Annotated in this window: 11 protein-coding genes; 4 read left to right on the forward strand and 7 right to left on the reverse strand. The window is 40.4% G+C overall.

Going from position 1 to position 17,914, the window contains the following annotated elements; all coding sequences use genetic code 11:
- Window positions 1-85: 85 nt before the first annotated feature.
- Window positions 86-6,196, reverse strand: a complete 6,111-nt coding sequence (locus tag M3593_RS12920) for an OmpL47-type beta-barrel domain-containing protein (RefSeq protein ID WP_251543199.1) — start codon at window positions 6,194-6,196, stop codon at window positions 86-88.
- A gap of 263 nt (window positions 6,197-6,459) precedes the next feature.
- On the opposite strand from M3593_RS12920, the gene M3593_RS12925 reads away from it, so the two are divergent.
- From M3593_RS12925 to M3593_RS12935, 3 genes are all read left to right on the forward strand, one after another.
- Window positions 6,460-7,635: a HupE/UreJ family protein gene (locus tag M3593_RS12925; protein ID WP_251543201.1), complete on the forward strand. Its 1,176-nt coding sequence runs from the start codon at window positions 6,460-6,462 to the stop codon at window positions 7,633-7,635.
- A gap of 177 nt (window positions 7,636-7,812) precedes the next feature.
- Window positions 7,813-9,615 (forward strand): LTA synthase family protein, encoded by a 1,803-nt coding sequence (locus M3593_RS12930; RefSeq protein WP_251543203.1) that lies wholly within the window; start codon window positions 7,813-7,815, stop codon window positions 9,613-9,615.
- A gap of 252 nt (window positions 9,616-9,867) precedes the next feature.
- On the forward strand, window positions 9,868-10,563 hold the full coding sequence (locus M3593_RS12935; protein ID WP_251543205.1) for a C40 family peptidase: 696 nt from the start codon (window positions 9,868-9,870) through the stop codon (window positions 10,561-10,563).
- 99 nt (window positions 10,564-10,662) lie between these two features.
- Here M3593_RS12935 and galE read toward each other — a convergent pair whose 3' ends face one another.
- The 5 genes from galE to M3593_RS12960 all read right to left on the reverse strand — a co-directional run bounded on the left by galE (window position 10,663) and on the right by M3593_RS12960 (window position 16,087).
- Entirely contained in the window at window positions 10,663-11,646 is a 984-nt protein-coding gene (gene galE / locus M3593_RS12940) for a UDP-glucose 4-epimerase GalE (RefSeq protein ID WP_251543207.1), read from the reverse strand.
- A 359-nt stretch (window positions 11,647-12,005) separates the two neighbouring features.
- Window positions 12,006-13,496: a glycerol kinase GlpK gene (gene glpK, locus M3593_RS12945; protein ID WP_251543208.1), complete on the reverse strand. Its 1,491-nt coding sequence runs from the start codon at window positions 13,494-13,496 to the stop codon at window positions 12,006-12,008.
- Between the two features lie 251 nt (window positions 13,497-13,747).
- Window positions 13,748-14,434 (reverse strand): L,D-transpeptidase family protein, encoded by a 687-nt coding sequence (locus M3593_RS12950; protein ID WP_251543211.1) that lies wholly within the window; start codon window positions 14,432-14,434, stop codon window positions 13,748-13,750.
- A gap of 674 nt (window positions 14,435-15,108) precedes the next feature.
- Window positions 15,109-15,372: a hypothetical protein gene (locus tag M3593_RS12955; protein ID WP_251543213.1), complete on the reverse strand. Its 264-nt coding sequence runs from the start codon at window positions 15,370-15,372 to the stop codon at window positions 15,109-15,111.
- Between the two features lie 163 nt (window positions 15,373-15,535).
- Window positions 15,536-16,087 carry a competence protein ComK gene (locus M3593_RS12960; RefSeq protein ID WP_251543214.1) on the reverse strand — a complete coding sequence of 184 codons (552 nt, stop codon included), beginning with the start codon at window positions 16,085-16,087 and terminating at the stop codon, window positions 15,536-15,538.
- Between the two features lie 603 nt (window positions 16,088-16,690).
- On the opposite strand from M3593_RS12960, the gene M3593_RS12965 reads away from it, so the two are divergent.
- A complete protein-coding gene (locus M3593_RS12965) occupies window positions 16,691-17,239 on the forward strand; it encodes a sigma-70 family RNA polymerase sigma factor (protein ID WP_353056092.1) in 549 nt (182 codons plus the stop codon).
- 287 nt (window positions 17,240-17,526) lie between these two features.
- Here the strand turns inward: M3593_RS12965 and M3593_RS12970 are convergent, their stop codons facing one another.
- Window positions 17,527-17,796: an IDEAL domain-containing protein gene (locus M3593_RS12970; protein ID WP_251543216.1), complete on the reverse strand. Its 270-nt coding sequence runs from the start codon at window positions 17,794-17,796 to the stop codon at window positions 17,527-17,529.
- Window positions 17,797-17,914: the final 118 nt, after the last annotated feature.

Here is a 17,914-nt window from a genome sequence, read left to right on the forward strand (position 1 = left end):
CATGAGCATAAATAAAAGATTGGCGTTAATAAAAAGACTGCTATGAAGCAACATGGTGTTACTTCATAAGCAGTCTTTTTAATTATTATCTTCCTTTTAACACGGTAACAGTAGCCTGTGCTTCTGTCGTATTTCCGGCCTGATCAGTAGCAAGATATGTGATAGTGTAGATGCGTCCATTGCCTTTTCCGTTTCTTTCTGAACGAAGGGCAAAATCCGTATCTAACGTTTTATATAACGCTCCACTGATATCACTGCTGTCTGCGTTTGCTTCATTGACTGTGATTGATTCTAATACTACCGTACTTATTCCTGATGTGGCATCACTGTAGTCTAGCAAAGCCTTAATATCGACGAGCTTATGGTTTGGCACAAGAAGGGTAGGCTTATCTACTGAAACAGATAATTCAGGAGCTGTTTGATCGATCTTAAACTCCTTCATTTTCGTTTCTTCCACATTTCCTGCCCCATCGACACTATGGTATTCAATCTTGTAGATTCCATCAGTGGTTAATTGCAATGCATCTGAGTACACTGTCCACTCTCCACCATTAATACGGTATTGTGTCGTCTTTACATCCGTCAGGGAGTCAGACGCAGATAGTGAAACGGTAACATCAGATGTGTACCAGCCGTTTGTACCTGTAGCTTTTTCCGGGTTTAAAGTAACAGCTGTTTCTGGAGCAGTCTTATCCACTTTGATTTCAATGGACTTGATCTCCTCAACATTTCCGCTAACGTCTGAACCATGGAATTCGAGAGTGAAAACACCATCCTTATTAAATTGGATAGCTTCTGTATATTCCAACCATTCTCCACCATTAATTCTGTATTCTGGTGAATTCACGCCTGATTCTTCATCTACTGAAGTCAGTGTGACAGTGACATCGGTTGTGTACCAGCCGTTATTGCCAGTAGGACTTTCAGGATTTACTGTTGCTGTAGTGACAGGTGCTGTTTTATCTACCTTTACAAGTTCTTTCGTATCACGTACACGAATCCTTGTACCTTCCGCGAAAGAGCCTGATAAACCGACTGCCTCTAAAGTATCCCCTACTTTCAGAACTGGAACTGGTCCACTCTGGTTAGTGATATAGCCATCTGTAAATACCAATACATCGCCTGACCCATCGTTGATGATATAAGAGTTGGCGTCGAATTGGGAAACGACTTTACCTGTTACTTTAACAAGAAGCCCCTGGTTAGCATCAGATGTAGCTTCGCCAGTATCTACGACTTTTGGTTGGATTGGATCTCCCTCACCAATTTTGATTACGTCTTGATCAAACTTCGTAAACTCGATTTCCTTGTTGTTATCGAATGTGATGATATGTCCATAGATACGGACCTTATCACCAGGCTTCAATGATCCTGCAGGCACTTCCTGGAACGCCATGATTCCGCCTGATCCATCTTGGACGTAGAATGCGTCAAAGAAAACTCCGGCTCCAGTCGTGACTGTTCCTTCGATCACTACAGGTGTATCTTCAGCAAGGTCTCTTGCATTACCAATCGAAGAAACTGTTGTGCCGCGGTGTGCAAGCCAGTTTATCGCGTTCAGCGCGAATTCATCATTGCCTTTTGGTTCATAAGATTCATCCAGTTGCTTATCGTTGAAGATATTCATTCCCGATACGATGACCCGGCCTTTTTCACCGATTTCCTCAGAGGCTATCAGTGGGATAGCTGAACCACCAGTTTCATCAGAGACATCATCATACGTATAGCCACCTTTTACACTTCCTTGATAAGTAGTTTCGTTTCCTCTTGCAAGGATTGTTACCTTATCATTATCTGTCAACGGCTTGTTATCAGCGCCTGATAAGCTTCCCCCGCTATAGTAGTCCAGAAAGGATACCCGGTCTGTGATGTAATTGGAGACAGGCTCAGGGAATACCCTAACCGCGAACGGACTCTTACTTGGATCGCTCCAGAAGTTTCCGTCTTCACTTACATCAAAAACTCCGTCATTGCCCATTCTGATTTCGGTACCAATCTCACTCAGCATCTTATTGTTAATGGTAGGATCTGTACCGAAATTACTCTTGCTCGCCATCAGCACTGATCCGCCACTTTTAACGAACTTGGCGATTGCTGCGCTTTCGTCAGCCGTATAAGCATATTTTGGATGTGTAATTACCAGTACATTTACATCGCTGAGTAATGCATCCGTGACAGTTGCTTTATTTTCGGCAACTGTATATCCCTCTTTTTGCAGCATCGTTGTGAATGATTTCAGGTTATCCTTATAGGATCCGCTGTCACCGCTTGTATTTTCATTGCCATGTTTAGCATCAATCATTACTTTTATGCCCAGTGGTTCCTTAATCTTGACTGGTAAAACAAAGGTTGTGTCGCCCAGGTCCAATCCATCCATGGAGGTGAGCACCGCAATGATTTTGTGGTCACCCTTCATCGGGGTCTCCCAGATCGCAGAAGCTGTTCCCACACCTTTTGGAACGATCGAAGAAATCGTTTGTGAACCAATCAGGTTTGTTTCTTGAACCTCATCATAGTAAAGGTCCACTTTTATATTTTTTACTTCTTGTGTTCCATTATTGCTTACGCTGGCTTTTAATGTCGCTGGATTTCCTTCGGTGATGACGTCTCCCTCAACATCAATTCCATTAACTTTTACATCGACCGCCTCTTCTTTTGACCAGATTGGAGCGGAGTACATCTGCTCGCCATCCATTTGCGTGACTTTCACGACAAACCATTGTTGACCGCCAGTAACTGTATAGGATGGTTTCCAGGTAAATTCTTTTTCCATAGGGGTAATCGAATCTACAACTTTTCCGCCATTCGTGATCAGTTCAACTTTTTCAATTCGGTCGTCAGATTGATAATCAGCAGCCAGGTAGTCATATTCTGGGTTACTCCTTGACTCTGCGACTAAGTCACTTCCTGAAATCTCGAATTTCAATGATTTGCTGTCTACTGTTGAACCCATGTAGAATCCATTTGCTTTCACATCAAGCGTGAAGTTTGGATCTTCAACCATGTAAACTCGCATATTTCTCATTGAGTGAAGAAGGGATTCTTGAGTAAGGTCCTCAGCGACGATTACCGTACGGGCTCTTGTTTGTCCCCAAGTACCTTCGTGGTTGTCCTCACCATAAGTCGGTGCAACATGCCAGCCTAAATCAAGTACTGAGAAAAACTTCTTTTCCGCATTTGCGTACCCGTAGTGACCCGAACCGTTACCAACTTCCAACATTGTAAAGAGCTTGTCTGCTCCTTTATCGTAAGGCTTAAAGTTGTTGAATGCGTTTTTGGACATATCCGGATGGTTGAACTGCCCGACTATGTCATCGTATTTCATGACCCATGCATAGTAATTATTCAAATCCTGATACATCTTTCCGTTTATATTGCGATCAATGAAGTTCTCTGTCCCGAAGATATTTGAGTGTCCCCAAGTAGTAGAGGTCATTTCAAACGCAGGGAATACAACAAACTCGTCATTTTTCGTGTACTGGGCAGCCAGATCTTTTGTTAATTGCCAATCTTCGCCGCCTTTTCTTTCCTGCATTCCATCACGATCAACTGTATCCTGTCCAAGCAATGATGGATCGATGTCATGGGAGTGATCTGAGAATGCAAACCAGTCGTAGCCATATTTCTGACCTGCTTTCAATGCGTCCTCTGGAGTTCCCGCACCATCGTGTGAAATATTTGTATGGTTATGGGTTGTACCTCGGAAATGCTGTCCGCCTTCAAAGCGCGGAACCACTTCAAATGTCCATTCATACGTATGGCTGTTTCCTCTTGAATCATTTGCTGTTACCTTAACGGTATGAACACCAAGAGATAGATCTTCAGCAGGAACAAATTTCACCTGACTCTTTGAGATTGTTGCTGAAGTAAGTTCACTGCCATCAAGCGAAACTTTAACACTTCTTTCATCCACACCGCTTGGATCCTCGAGTAATACCGAGATTTCAGGGCGAGGACTTTCAACTTTCGAGCCGCCTACAGGTGTTTCGCTGTAAATTCTTGGCCCCTCTTCATCCAATACGACACTTACCTGGTGTGGAGCCTCCTTCGTACCAGATGTTTTAACACTTTCTCCTGCTTTTGCTTCAATATAATAATCGAATCCATCTGCAGGAACTTGAGATGCTTCCAAAACTGCAGTATATCGGCCATTACTGCCGGCAGTCATAGGAAGAACTGTATACTCAACAGTATTTTTAGCCTTATAGTATACCGCTACTGATTCAGCGCCGCTGGCATTGGCTACAAATTCAATATCAGTATTTTTATAGACTTCTGTTAATGGAGTGTGCTCTACATTTAGTTCAGCTGCCAGATCATTCTTATCACGCGGGAATACTTGGTACCCGCTTGTATGTGATGTAGTAGAAGATGTATACTGGCCAACAATTCCGGTTACGGAATAACTTTTACCGAGTACAAGGTCAGTATCTGTATTGATTCCCGTTGCTGACATGACCCTGACAGTTGTTGATTTATTATTTTCATCCACTAAAGTAACATTTACATTACCTGAACCAGAAACAGCGGAAACTTTACCAGTTACCTTTACCAGGCTGCCTTCCAAAGGCTCCGCTACAGTAAACGTGTTTAATTCCTGAATCGAAGTTTCCTTTGCTGCCGGAAGAGTTTTACCTTCGCCAACTCTAGTAATAGCAGTAGCATCTAATTCAGTTAGTCCCTTATACTGAATGACTTTACCTGTGATTCGCAGCTTATCCCCACGTTTAATTGTCAACCCTGAATCATAGTTGCCAAAGATATTGATTCCGCCTGTCGCATCCTGGATATAGAAGTTATTCTTCTGAGTCCCCAATATTCCATTATCGACGGTGACAACACCTTCGACAGTGAAATATTGATTAAGGTTTGTCAAAAGCCCTTTTGAATCTGTTTGTTTTACAACGTTCAAAGGAGTAACAGCGTTTGTATCTGCCTTTTCAACAGAGACAGGCGAACTTTCAAGCATAATCCCATTCGCACTGCTTGATTGCTGGGTCACATAAATTGTTTCAGGTGCGTTGCTAAAGGTGATTGCGCTGAATCCGCCATTTGACATAGCTTCGGTGACCTCAGAATTAAGGCGCTCCGCTTTATTTGCTGCTGAATCAGGGTATACATTGATCAGGGAATTACTAACAACTGCTCCCTCATTTCCAATCAATGTCCCATTTCCGTCTTCATCGACACTATAGCTGAGATGTTCAGCATTAACGCTCTCACTGGCAGTGGCCAGATTTATTTCAGTCGTATCGCTTTCTTTTTTCTCACCCTGAGTTGCAGTGATAAAGATTGAGGTTAAATTTTTGTCAGTAGAAAAGCTTATCTCAAAAGCACCATCTGCGGTTGCTTTACCTGTGCCAACGACAGTATCTTTTGAAGAAGTCTCATAGAGTTTAATATCAGAATCTGCCAGAGCAGCTTCCGTATATCCGGTTACTTTACCGGTAGAGGCATTAAGTATAAATTGAATACTGTTTCCAACCGGCTGCAAACTTTTGTCAGATTGCATTGGCGGTTCTGCAGGACTTGCGCTGTTCCTGGGATTGACACTTTCTGAGACAAAGTCACTTCCATTATCATTGGTGTCCCAGGCATTGCCTGTTCCTGAACCAGGAAGTTCATTTGCATAAGGTCTTCTTTGTGCACTCTCTGTATTAGAGGAAATCTTGATGGGTGCAGTCCCTTCAAATTCAGACGCATCTTTCCCATAGCCAACAAAATCGATTACATCTTCATCATCTTTGCCTGATATAGGGGTAGTATTGTCAACTAGAGCTACTTTCCCATCTGTTCCACTCATATTAGTCGTGCCAGTTGCCTCCGCCGTTGGAATCGATGGCACTGCACCGCTTCCAGCAGCCAGTTGAACTAAATAGAAGCCATATGCAGGAATACTACCTGATAAAGCTGTAGTATTAGTACTTGAGAATGTACCTGCCTTACTCGCATACTGTACAGACATACCATCTAGCACGATTGACTCATTGGAAGGATTATATAATTCAATAAAATCCTGCTTTAGTGGAGCGTTAGAATTCCCCCCCGCTCCGTAAACCTGGCTGATCACAACATGGTCGGCAATGGAAGCGCTTGCTTTTAGGGCCAGACCGCTAGGCAAAAAGGTGCTGACAAGTAACAATACAGCTAGGAGGAAGCTCGTCTGCTTCCTGAAGATTCTCTGTTTTCTCTTCATCGATCTACCATCCTTTACACTATGATTTCCCCAAACTCCTAAAATAACGAAAAAATAATCTAGAAGATCATCGACAACCTTTCTATTATGTAAGTTTAATAGCAATTTAATTTTACAGAATTTTTAGGACTATTGATATAACTGGAAATAAATAATTTTCAAAAATTTCCTACTAAAATTTTTGTAACCTTCTATACACCTATAGGAATATGTGATTATATTAAGTTGTTTGTACTATTTGATCATTTCAGGGAGGACACAAATTGAAAGCAGCAAGCGGCAAGAATAAGATTAAAGTATTTTTTTATTTCCTATTATTATTTATTTTCACTATAAACTCCTTCCCATCCCTGGCGTCTGCCCATCCTTACAGTGCAAGCTTTACAACGATTGAGTTTAATGAACAGGAAACAAAATTTGAATTCTCGATTGACACATTATCCATTCTTGAACTTCAGGAGGATATTGATCAAAATAAGGATCAAATTCTTCAAGAAAAGGAAATTGCAGAGGATCAAGACCATCTTGTGGAGTTTTTGACTCATAGCGTAATACTTGATAAAAATAATGAACAACAAGAGCCAGTACTTACTGATATTAAGATTAATAAAAAAGACAATAAAGAATTTTTGACACTATCCTTAAAATATCCACCGTATCAAGCCGGTGATACCATCACAATCGATGATGGACTTTATGGAAACGATTCGAATACAAACTATGTTAATTTACTCACCGCTTCATTCAATGGAGAATCAAGTCAGGCAGCATTGCAAGGGGAAAATCGATCCTGGACCATTCTGCTTACAGAGGATCAGCAAGAGCAACAAGCATCAGGAGAACAGAATAGTCAATCTACACCTACACAAGAAACAAAACCTGAAGCACAAACCTCCTCTTCCTGGTTATCATTTTTCCAACTGGGTATGTCGCATATTTTAACCGGCTATGATCATCTTTTGTTCCTATTCGCACTGCTGTTAAAAAAACAGACGTTCAAACAATATGCTTTAATCGTTACATCCTTTACGGTGGCTCACAGTATTACCTTAAGTTTGGCGGTATTAGGGATCATGGATCTGCCATCAAGATTTGTAGAATCCTTCATTGCATTAAGCATTATTTATGTAGCCGCTGAAAATATTTTTAAAAAGGAAGTAAATCACCGTTGGGGATTAACCTTTTTGTTTGGGCTGATTCATGGGCTAGGATTTGCCAATATCCTGCAGGAAATGAACCTGTCTAAAGCAAACCTTGCATCAGCATTAATAAGTTTCAATATTGGAATTGAAGTTGTACAGCTTGTAATTGTTCTGCTTTTACTTCCATTGCTGAGCTATCTTCACCGACTGAAGGCTTCCTCCAAAATAATCAAATACGGATCAATCGTTATTATTCTTTTGGGAATGTATTGGCTCATTCAGAGACTATTTTCTTAAATAAAAGAAATTAAGCCCTGCAGATTGGCTGTAGGGCTTTATTATTAGCTAAGAATTTTTATAATGTAGATTCTTCAGATTCCTAAACAGAACCAAATAACATTCATCGTTTAACTAAACAATTCCTGGTCTACACTGATTGCCATAAAGTAATTTTCTGAATATGGAGGTGATAAGGTGAAAAAGTTCTCTTTTCTAGCACTCCTGACTATATTTTCTCTTGGGATTAAATCAATCTATACCCGCTTCGAGATTTTGGGCACCCTGGATGCAAGCGGATCAGCAATTGAAGTCTCCTTCTTAATAATATTCTTTTTACTAACTACTTTTTTAAATAAAAAACCGTTCCTTTATTTAGTTCTAAACATAATCGGCTCTTTCTTTTTATTGACAGCTGTTATGTACTTTGACTATTACAATTCTATCTTTACATATAAATCCCTGGCACAAGCCGGCCAGCTTGGTGATATCCGGACTAGTATCTACGCATTATTCAAGTCAAAATATTTATGGTTTTTCTCAGATATACTGTTGATGTTCTTACTATGGAAGAATACAAAAAAACTTTCACAAACAATGTTACAAATCCGAAGTAAACTGGTTCTTATACTAGCAGCAATCAATATAATATTTCTTTCCATTAGTTTTTTCAGAGCCTCGCAGCAAATCAGTGAAATAAACCAATACAATACATTAGGATTCTTTGCCTATCAATTAATGGAAATCTCCTCTGAAACCGGCACTATATTCAGGGGCGAAAGGGATATAACTCCTGAGTTGGTTGCCAGCAAGAAGCCATCACACTTGAACACGAATTTACAATTAAAAGGAATCGCAGAGAATAAGAACTTAATCATAGTACAATTAGAGTCCGTCCAAAACTTCTTGCTCAACAAACGTATTGAAGGAGTAGAAATCACTCCTAACTTGAATCGGCTGATCAAGGAATCGTATTATTTTCCGAACTTCTATACTCAGGTAGGCAAGGGCAACACATCTGATGCTGAATTCCTGGTTAACAGCTCAATATTTGCACTTGGGAATGAACCGATGTCCACTGCCGTCGCTGGCAAGGTTGTACCAAGTTTGCCCAGGCAATTGAAACAAGCTGGTTACTTTACAGCGACTTTCCATGCTAATGAGGTTTCCTTTTGGAGCAGAAAAGAGATGTATGAAGCACTGGGTTTTGAGAAATATTTTGATCAAGACTATTTTGGTAAAGAAGATTTTATAGCTTATGGTGTATCCGATGAAATTTTATATAAAAAGACGGTCGAAAAATTGGCGGAATTAAAAGATAAGAAATTCTACGCTCACATTATCGCTTTATCCAGCCATTATCCTTACGATCTACCTGAAATCAAAAGCCAATATACAGCAGCTTTACCTGAAGAGTATAATGAGTCAATTGTCGGATCTTATATCAAATCTGTCAGTTACGCTGACTATTCATTTGGAATTCTCGTTGAAGCACTCAAAAACTCTGGACTTTATGAGAATTCAATAATTGTCGTTTACGGTGACCACCAGGGTGTCCAGACCCAAAACAAAAAAGATACCACACTTATTAATGAACTTCTTGGCTATGAATATCATCCCATATTAGATCATTTAAATGTCCCATTCATTGTAAAAATACCAGATCAAAAAGGAAAAACCATTAACTCGGCAGGCGGCTTGATTGACGTCTATCCTACTATCGCAAATTTAATGGGTCTTGATCTTGGCAAAGACGTTATATTTGGCACGGATTTAATCAATGCTACCTCCAATACAATCGGTATTCGCTTTTATGCTCCAACCGGAACATTTGTGACAGATGAATATGCTTATACTCCGGGTAAGACGAATGATAGCGGTCTACTGACATCCATATCGAATAGACATGAAAGTGGAGTTACCAAAGAAGCGAAAGAAGAATTAAAGAAAATTATCCATTACATGAAATTATCAGATGATTATGTACGTTCTTTTAAATAAAATGCTTTTGTGAAACTGGCCAGGTCAATGGTATCCTGGCCAACTCTATTAACTATATTAAATAACTGAGCTTCCACAACGGTTTATTTTATCCAAAATCTTTATCATTCGATATAATTTTCATCTATCGTTATATTCTTACATGGAATTATTGTCGGAATTTGTAATATAAATGTAATTTTCCCGTTATTTGTTTGTAACCCCTTTCGCTATATACTAGGTTTAACTTAAAACAAACGGGGGTAAAACTACTTGTTAAAGAGAATTCTTGCATCCATGTTACTCTTCACTTTAGTAGCCACTGTCGCACCGTCTATGGATAAAGCATCTGCTGCTGGAACAAGCTATTATGTGAAAATCAATTCCGGCACATTGAATATGCGCAATAAACCCTCTACTTCTGGAAAAGTCGTTACCAAACTATCAAAAAATCAACTTGTAACAGTTGCTTCCCAATCAAAAGGATGGGCGAAAATCTCATCAAAAGGGAAAACTGGTTTTGTAAGCTCAAAATATATCGCTCCTAAAACTACTAAAGCAACAGTAAAGAAAACAGCTGTTAAAAAAGCATCTGTCGCTCCTGTTGGCGATTATAAATCAAAAGCTATCTCAGTTGCCAAAAGCAATCTGGGCGTGAAGTATAAATGGGCAGGAAACAATCCGAGCGGATTTGACTGTTCAGGTCTAGTAAACTATTCATTCGGCAAGGCTGGAGTAGATTTACCACGCACAGCTGGGGAAATGTATAATGTCGGAACCAAAGTGACATCATACCAACCTGGCGACCTATTATTCTATGCAACTAGCGGTGGAAGAAAAGTAACCCATGTAGCTATTTACATTGGAAATGGCCAAATGATCCACTCAGCAACCTCAAAAGGTGTGTCAATCGCAAGCATCAACAATCCATATTGGAAGCCAAGATTCATTGGCGCTAAAAGATTATAAGCAAAAACGTGGCTGACTTAGCCACGTTTTTTTATATGCTGGATTATTATTAGCCACTGTACTGGTCTAGAGTTCCATGAACAGTTTATTCTCCTATATTCAATAGCCATCGGGATACTTTTGAAACCATTTCCAGGCACTCTCAATCATCGTTTCAAGTGCAGAATATTTCGGCTCCCAACCGAGTTCTCTCGCTGCTTTTTCCGATGAGGCAACTAGCCTACCCGGGTCTCCCTCACGTCTAGGTGCAACTTCAGCTGGAATCGCCTTGCCTGTAACCTGGCGTGAAATCTCTATTACTTCTCTTACGGAGAAGCCGTTGCCATTCCCCAGATTATAAATAGAGCTCGATTCGTCCTCGCGCAATCTTTTGATAGCGAGTATATGGGCATCTGCAAGGTCCGTTACATGAATATAATCACGAATGCAGGTGCCATCCGGAGTGTCGTAGTCGTCACCGAATATCATGATTTTTTCACGTTTACCGAGTGCAACCTGCAAAATGATCGGAATGAGGTGTGTCTCTGGCTGGTGATCTTCGCCAAGCTTGCGGTCCAGATCTGCCCCGGCTACATTAAAATATCTAAGTACAACATGCTGTATACCATATGCCTGCTCAGCCCATTTAAGCATTTTTTCGATTGCCAACTTCGTTTCCCCATAAGGATTGGTTGGGTTTGCCGGTATAGTTTCCTTTATCGATATCAAGTCTGGCTCCCCATAAACCGCTGCCGTGGAAGAGAAGACAATTTTTTTTACATTGTGTTTTGTCATTGCCTTCAAAAGTGAAATTGCTCCTCCGACATTGTTATCATAGTACTTAAGCGGGTCTTTCACACTTTCGCCAACAAGAGAATCTGCAGCAAAGTGAATGACAGCATCAATTTGATTTTCCATAAAGATCTGATCCAGGAATTCAGAATCCCTTATATCCCCTTCAAAAAACTTAGCTTCACTTAATACGGCTTCTTTATGCCCTTTTAGCAAATGATCGATGACCACCACTTCTTCTCCGCGCTTCAAAAGCTCTAATACTGTGTGACTGCCAATATAACCCGCACCGCCAGTAACCAAGACTGCCATAAATAATCCCTCCCAGTAAGATATTTATTTATATTTACTGGGAGTCATACAATTTTTTTATAAAATTATGCAGTAAGATAGCGTCTTATTTAACGTTTTTAAGTAGAATCAATTCCTACTCCATCATGCTTGGATTAAACATATGCCGAATATGTGTAGGATATCATCACCTAAGTTTTTTAAAACTCCACATTTTTATAACACTTATAAAATAAGAAATATTTTACCACAGATAAAAAGGTAGTGAACACACTGTGCCTATCCGAAAAAAACAAAAGAGACCAGGAAACAACACCTCTAATCGGAGTATCCTGGTCTCTTTTTATGCTATATTTTCACTTAGAAGACTCTTGCAACATTTATTTAAACGCCATCGCCGCATTGACTGCCTTTTTCCAGCCACTGTATAGATGCTCCCGATTTTCTTCAGACATCTTTGGTTCAAACTTCCGGTCAATGGCCCACTGAGAAGCAATTTCCTGCTGGCCACTCCAATATCCAACCGCGAGACCTGCCAGATATGCGGCTCCAAGGGCAGTCGTCTCGTTGACAACCGGCCTTTCGACAGGCACATTGAGGATGTCGCTCTGGAAGTTCATCAGGAAGTTGTTCTTCACCGCGCCACCATCGACGCGCAGTGTTTTCAGCTCGATACCCGAATCGGCTTCCATTGCGGACAAGACATCCTTTGTCTGATAGGCCAGTGACTCAAGGGTGGCACGGACGAAGTGTTCCTTGCTCGTTCCGCGGGTCAAGCCGAATACCGCACCTCTGACGTCGCTGTCCCAATATGGAGTTCCGAGACCAACGAATGCAGGCACCACATAAACTCCATCTGTGGATTCAACCTTTTCAGCATACGTCTCGCTATCACTGGCGTTTTTAAGCATCCTCATTCCATCACGCAGCCATTGGAGTGCCGACCCAGCGACAAAAATACTTCCTTCAAGCGCGTATTCCACCTTGCCGTTCAAGCCCCAGGCGATGGTCGTCAAAAGCCCATGTTCGGACTTCACCGCTTTCTCGCCTGTATTCATCAGCATGAAGCAGCCGGTGCCGTACGTATTTTTGCCCATGCCTTCCTCGAAGCATGCCTGCCCGAACAAGGCAGCCTGCTGGTCACCCGCTGCCCCTGCTATCGGGATTTCCTTGCCGAAGAAATGAAATGGTGCTGTTTTGGCATATACCTCAGAAGATGGCCAAACCTCCGGCAGCATTGACGCTGGAACGCCGAGGACATTGAGAATTTCTTCGTCCCACTTCAATTCATGGATATTGAACATAAGTGTTCGTGAGGCATTACTGTAGTCCGTCACATGCGCTTGGCCTCCAGAAAGCTTCCAGATCAGCCAAGTATCAATCGTGCCGAAAATTAGCTTTCCAGCTTGCGCTTTCTCCCTCGCTCCATCCACATGATCAAGAATCCATTTCACTTTCGTTCCTGAAAAATAAGCATCGATCAGGAGGCCTGTTTTTTCGCGAAAAAGTTCATTGTGGCCTGCTGCTTTCAACTCGTCACAAATCTCGCTCGTCTGCCGAGATTGCCAGACAATCGCATTATAGACAGGTACGCCCGTTTCTTTGTCCCAGACAACCGTCGTTTCCCTCTGGTTCGTAATCCCGATTCCAGCTATTTGTTCTGGTTTTATATTCGATTCCGAAAGAACACTTGCAATTACAGCCAAAATTGAACCCCAAATCTCATTCGCATTGTGTTCTACCCAGCCTGGCTTTGGAAATTGCTGTGTAAACTCCTTTTGTGCAAGGTGGACGATTTCCCCCTTCTTGTTAAACAAAATCGCCCTCGAACTCGTCGTCCCCTGGTCTAAAGATAAAATATACTGTTCCATCTCCATCCTCCCCTTTATCGCAAAAAAGAGAACCCATACAGAAATCTCCCCTATAAAATAGGATTTGTCTGTGTGATTCTCCTTGACTCCATCACGATTTAACTTGTAATAGCAGTATACTTCACATAGTAATCGCTTTCAATCATTTTGATAAAATTCAGATTTTACTTAAGGCAAATTTCTCAAGCTCGACCACGAATAATCAAATGTTTGATAAACTTTCACAATAAAGATTGATACAACTAATCTTGTTAAGATTTAATTACGATGATCGGTTTTTTCTTAGAATCTAGCCATTTAAGAGTGTTGATGAGGTTTGTTTCGCTTGTTGCTACGCACCCGAGAGTATACTTGGTTTTATTTGTTTTCACATGCAGGAAGATTGCACTTCCAGCACCTTTGACGATCGGTTCCTCATTATAACGGATGACGATCGCATATTTATATAATGGATGATTCAGTCGTTCAAAAGACTTCCACTTTTTATGGGGATTCCCTTTATAAAGGATCCATTTATTATAATCCTTTGACTCTGCATCGTCGATCCAGTAGTCGTACTTTGTTGCTTTCTTAAAAGGATACTTTGTTTTTGTTGGCTTAGTTCCCCAGCCAAATGCTGTGCCAAGGCGGAATGTCCCCACAGGCGTCCTGGCATCCCCTTCTTTCATTTTCCCCGTCCCTTTCTTCCCTATGACCACATCCATTGGAGAGGAGACCTTTTTCCATTTTCCATTCTTTTTTTCATAACGCTGCATGGTACCCGTTGTTTTTGATTTCTTCGATGGAGTAACAACAATCATTTGTGCAGCCTCTTGTTTCAATTTCGTCGCCTTTTCTGCACTCGTCGGGATCCCGCTGGCTTCAGAAGGATAAGCCTGAATGATCAGCAGCGGAATGAAAAAGGCGACCATCAAAAACTTTATGAATTTCCTCTTCATAACACAACACTTCCTTTTTCTTTACTTCAAACAACTATAAAGTCCGCTTCTGCGTAACTATAAGTTTTTACCCTTAGAAAACTCACCTTTTTTATTCAGCTATAACTACAGGAATCGTTTCCAGCATTTCCACCCATCCCTCGTATGGATGCAGTTCCACATGAACAGGTTGATTTTCAGACTCAGTATAATCTATCATCCAAATGCCATGCATCGATGGCAAAAAGAACATGATATTTCAGCGTATACCTCTTAATCCTTCTCCCTCGATCATCTTGATTCATTTTTTTGATTCCACATAAAAAGTAAGGGTACAGCTTCCCATTTCCATGGTATGCCCCGTCAACAGCACCGTTTCATCATAGAGTATGTAATCCGTTAATACTTCCTTTCTTTCCTCCGCAATTGAAAAGAAGGAGAACCCCTACAGAAGCTGCCCCGGCAAAAGGATTTTTCTGTGCGATTCTCCCCGACTCCATCACGATGATTAACTTACTTGCAGTATATATGACACAGAAATCGCTTTCAATCTTTTTGGTAAAAAGTATAGTTATCGCGGGCAATTATCGATTAAATCATCATTGAGAATTTGAAACGGGAATTTAATCAAACGTTTGATTAATATTCTTTTCACCTATATAACTCATTTGGTATTTCAATAAACAGCCCAATAATCAACATGAGCAGTTCATATACAGCTTTCTTTTCCACCAGGGATATTTCAGAAGTTTTTTATAAATGAAGGGTCCTGCACCGATTAAAAACGCCATGATGAAATTAACTGTTTTCTGATATGTTGTTACTGGTTGTTCATATGTTCCCCATTCATAGTAATCCATCATGACACTACCAAGGACAAGAACTGTAAAGCCAAATGTGATTTGAGTAACAAACCACATCACAATAGCAGAGTCCAAATAAAATAATAGTTCATCCAATTCGGTCGTTTCCTTTCATTTCTGTTTGCCCACTTCAACTTATAAACTAGCATTTATTGTTAAGCAATTTTAATATCCTATATATATATATCTTAATGGTCAAACGAAACCACTGACTGCATAAAAAAACATCCACCCCAAAAGAATGGATGCTTTTACAATCTTACTTGTTTATTCTATACCGGTTAATACCTTCCCCTTCACAAATCACCAGCCCCTTTTTAGGCTCAACACAGAAGGTAAGCACACCCTGGGAATTTTTCACCATTTCTTCTCTCAGGTCCTTTGCTTTCTGCTTTCGATCATTGAAAGTGGATTGCTTCATATTGACTACAAATGTATGATTATAGCTTAGATATACTTCCGTTTTTCGGATTCCAATAGGTTTCGTTTTTTTGACATGTTCAAGAGAAAACCAGATGCAAAAATCATGATTGTATGACTTTGTTGGAAATAACCAGATTCCAAGATTGCAGTTTACCTTTATCGGGCACATATTGATATCTCCCAAGATCTCCCTGGCACTTTTCCGGCCAGCATGGAAATCAGACCCCAGCCCAAGCATCGTTTTGTTGATCACTTCAATCGGCTTCATATTGACGAGAAAGGTGTTCTCGCCTTCAATTACTCTTGTACACAGCTTTCCGTATTCGTTATACTCTCCTGTCAGCAACACTGTTTCCTGATTAATCTTATAATCATCCAATAGGCTCACTGTTTGGCCCTCCATTGTATTGCATTCTCCAACAAAAAAGGTATACTAACAGAGTTGGCATACCCAACACCTATCCTCAGGATCGTCCGCATGACTTATTCCTGGGGATTTTATTTTATACTATTCACATGAAAACCTCCTGTCCAGTTAACAGGGTCACGCGGGTTTATGTCTTGGTGTTGGATAGAACCCCTATAGGTATTATTATATTAACCTTGGCATTTAAATGTAAATCTGTATTTTTATGTGTCATGGAGTCTAGTACTTATGAAATATTGCTAATTTTTTATTTTATTAGTATAATAAAATATTCGACGGTCCTGTTATTAGGCCCGTTTTTTTCGTTTATTGGCTGATATCCAAGAGGAGCGACAGCCTTATTCCTATATCCGTGTTGATAAAAAGGGCATAAAAATTTTTTAGGCCGTTGACTAAAAAATTTCACAATTCAATATTAACTGTTCCTCATAATGGCAATAAACTGGGGCCTACTTCAAAAATGGCTTTGAAAATTCAATTTTGAAGCATTTTTTCTTCAATTTCTCCCTTTTTACCTTCCAAAACTCATTTTTCGCGATTGGTGTATGCACCATGCCCAGGAGTATGGTAAAGCTACCCGGGAATACAATGGAACGCGCGCGATCCCGAAAGGATTGCAAAATGGAAGGCTTTGAACAACTCGCAAAACAATATGAACCAATGATTCATAAAATTATCCGCTCACTGAATATCTATAAAAATCAAGAAGACTACTTTCATATTGGACTTGTCGGACTCTGGGAGGCAGCAGAAGCATTTGATCCTGAAAAGGGCGAGTTCACCAATTATGCCTATTCCTATGTAAAAGGACAAATCCTGAACGAAATGAACCGAAATAACAGATTCGAAGAGAGAAGCATCCATCCAAAAGAGGAGTACTGGGAATCGGTCGAAGAAACACAGGCAGACCAACCACTTGAAATTGAATTTCTGCTCAGCTACTGCGAGAATCTTACCGAAAAAGAAACAAAGTGGGTCGTATACACTTGCGTTGAATTCCTATCGGTTAGAGAAATTGCTGCGAAGGAAAATGTGTCTGTGTCCGCGGTCAAACAGTGGAGAAACGGTGCTAAAAAGAAGCTTAAGGAGCAATTATTAGAGGTTGTTGATTAATCCATGTTGCTGTCCTGCTGTTTAAAGCTCTTATCCTACATTAAGGCATTTTATTGGCGAAAATAAAAATTTATTGGCGATTTCCCGATTTTATTGGCGATTTTCACTCACTTATTGGCGAAAATCAAATTATATTGGCGAACTGGAAATTACGGGCGTTTTTTTCCAGTTCATAATTTCATATAAACGCTGGCGCTTAGCCATTTTCCTCGAAAAAAAGCCTGAAACCGGTGATTCCCCTTAGGCTTCAGGCTTTCTATATAATCCAACTACTAGTCCATTTCACCTTATAAAGCATCCTTCCAATTTTCCGAAGTCAATTCCATGAATCTCTCTTTATCCTTGTTTGCTAAAGCAAGGTCGATTTCCTCTGTCCTTCTTTTCTCAAGGAATTCATTCTGAACCTTTTGAATGATTTTGTTTGCCCCGTCCGTATACCTTGTCTTTTCACGCATAAGAATCAGTTCAGTATTATCAGTATCATGAATGGCGTCCATATACATATTCAAGTTCATTTCCTGTTTATAAGAGTTCGAGTTCTTGTCATTTTTCATCATCAATCCCTGCTTTCTGTTTGGGTTTGGTTGTTAGTTACTATTTACCCAAATTCCGAGAAAAATAACGTGTATAGGAAGTAATCTATGAGTTCCATAATTTTCATAGTTAATATATCCA

The sequence above is a fragment of the Mesobacillus sp. MER 48 genome (assembly GCF_023714225.1).
Classification (GTDB): domain Bacteria; phylum Bacillota; class Bacilli; order Bacillales; family Cytobacillaceae; genus Mesobacillus; species Mesobacillus oceanisediminis_A.

Excerpts from the sequence above, each read along its gene's own strand:
- M3593_RS12920 (WP_251543199.1), bottom strand. The coding sequence starts at position 6,196 with ATGAAGAGAAAACAGAGAATCTTCAGGAAGCAGACGAGCTTCCTCCTA.
- galE (WP_251543207.1), bottom strand. The coding sequence starts at position 11,646 with ATGGCAGTCTTGGTTACTGGCGGTGCGGGTTATATTGGCAGTCACACA.
- glpK (WP_251543208.1), bottom strand. The coding sequence starts at position 13,496 with ATGGAACAGTATATTTTATCTTTAGACCAGGGGACGACGAGTTCGAGG.
- M3593_RS12950 (WP_251543211.1), bottom strand. The coding sequence starts at position 14,434 with ATGAAGAGGAAATTCATAAAGTTTTTGATGGTCGCCTTTTTCATTCCG.
- M3593_RS12965 (WP_353056092.1), top strand. The coding sequence starts at position 16,691 with ATGGTAAAGCTACCCGGGAATACAATGGAACGCGCGCGATCCCGAAAG.
- M3593_RS12970 (WP_251543216.1), bottom strand. The coding sequence starts at position 17,796 with ATGATGAAAAATGACAAGAACTCGAACTCTTATAAACAGGAAATGAAC.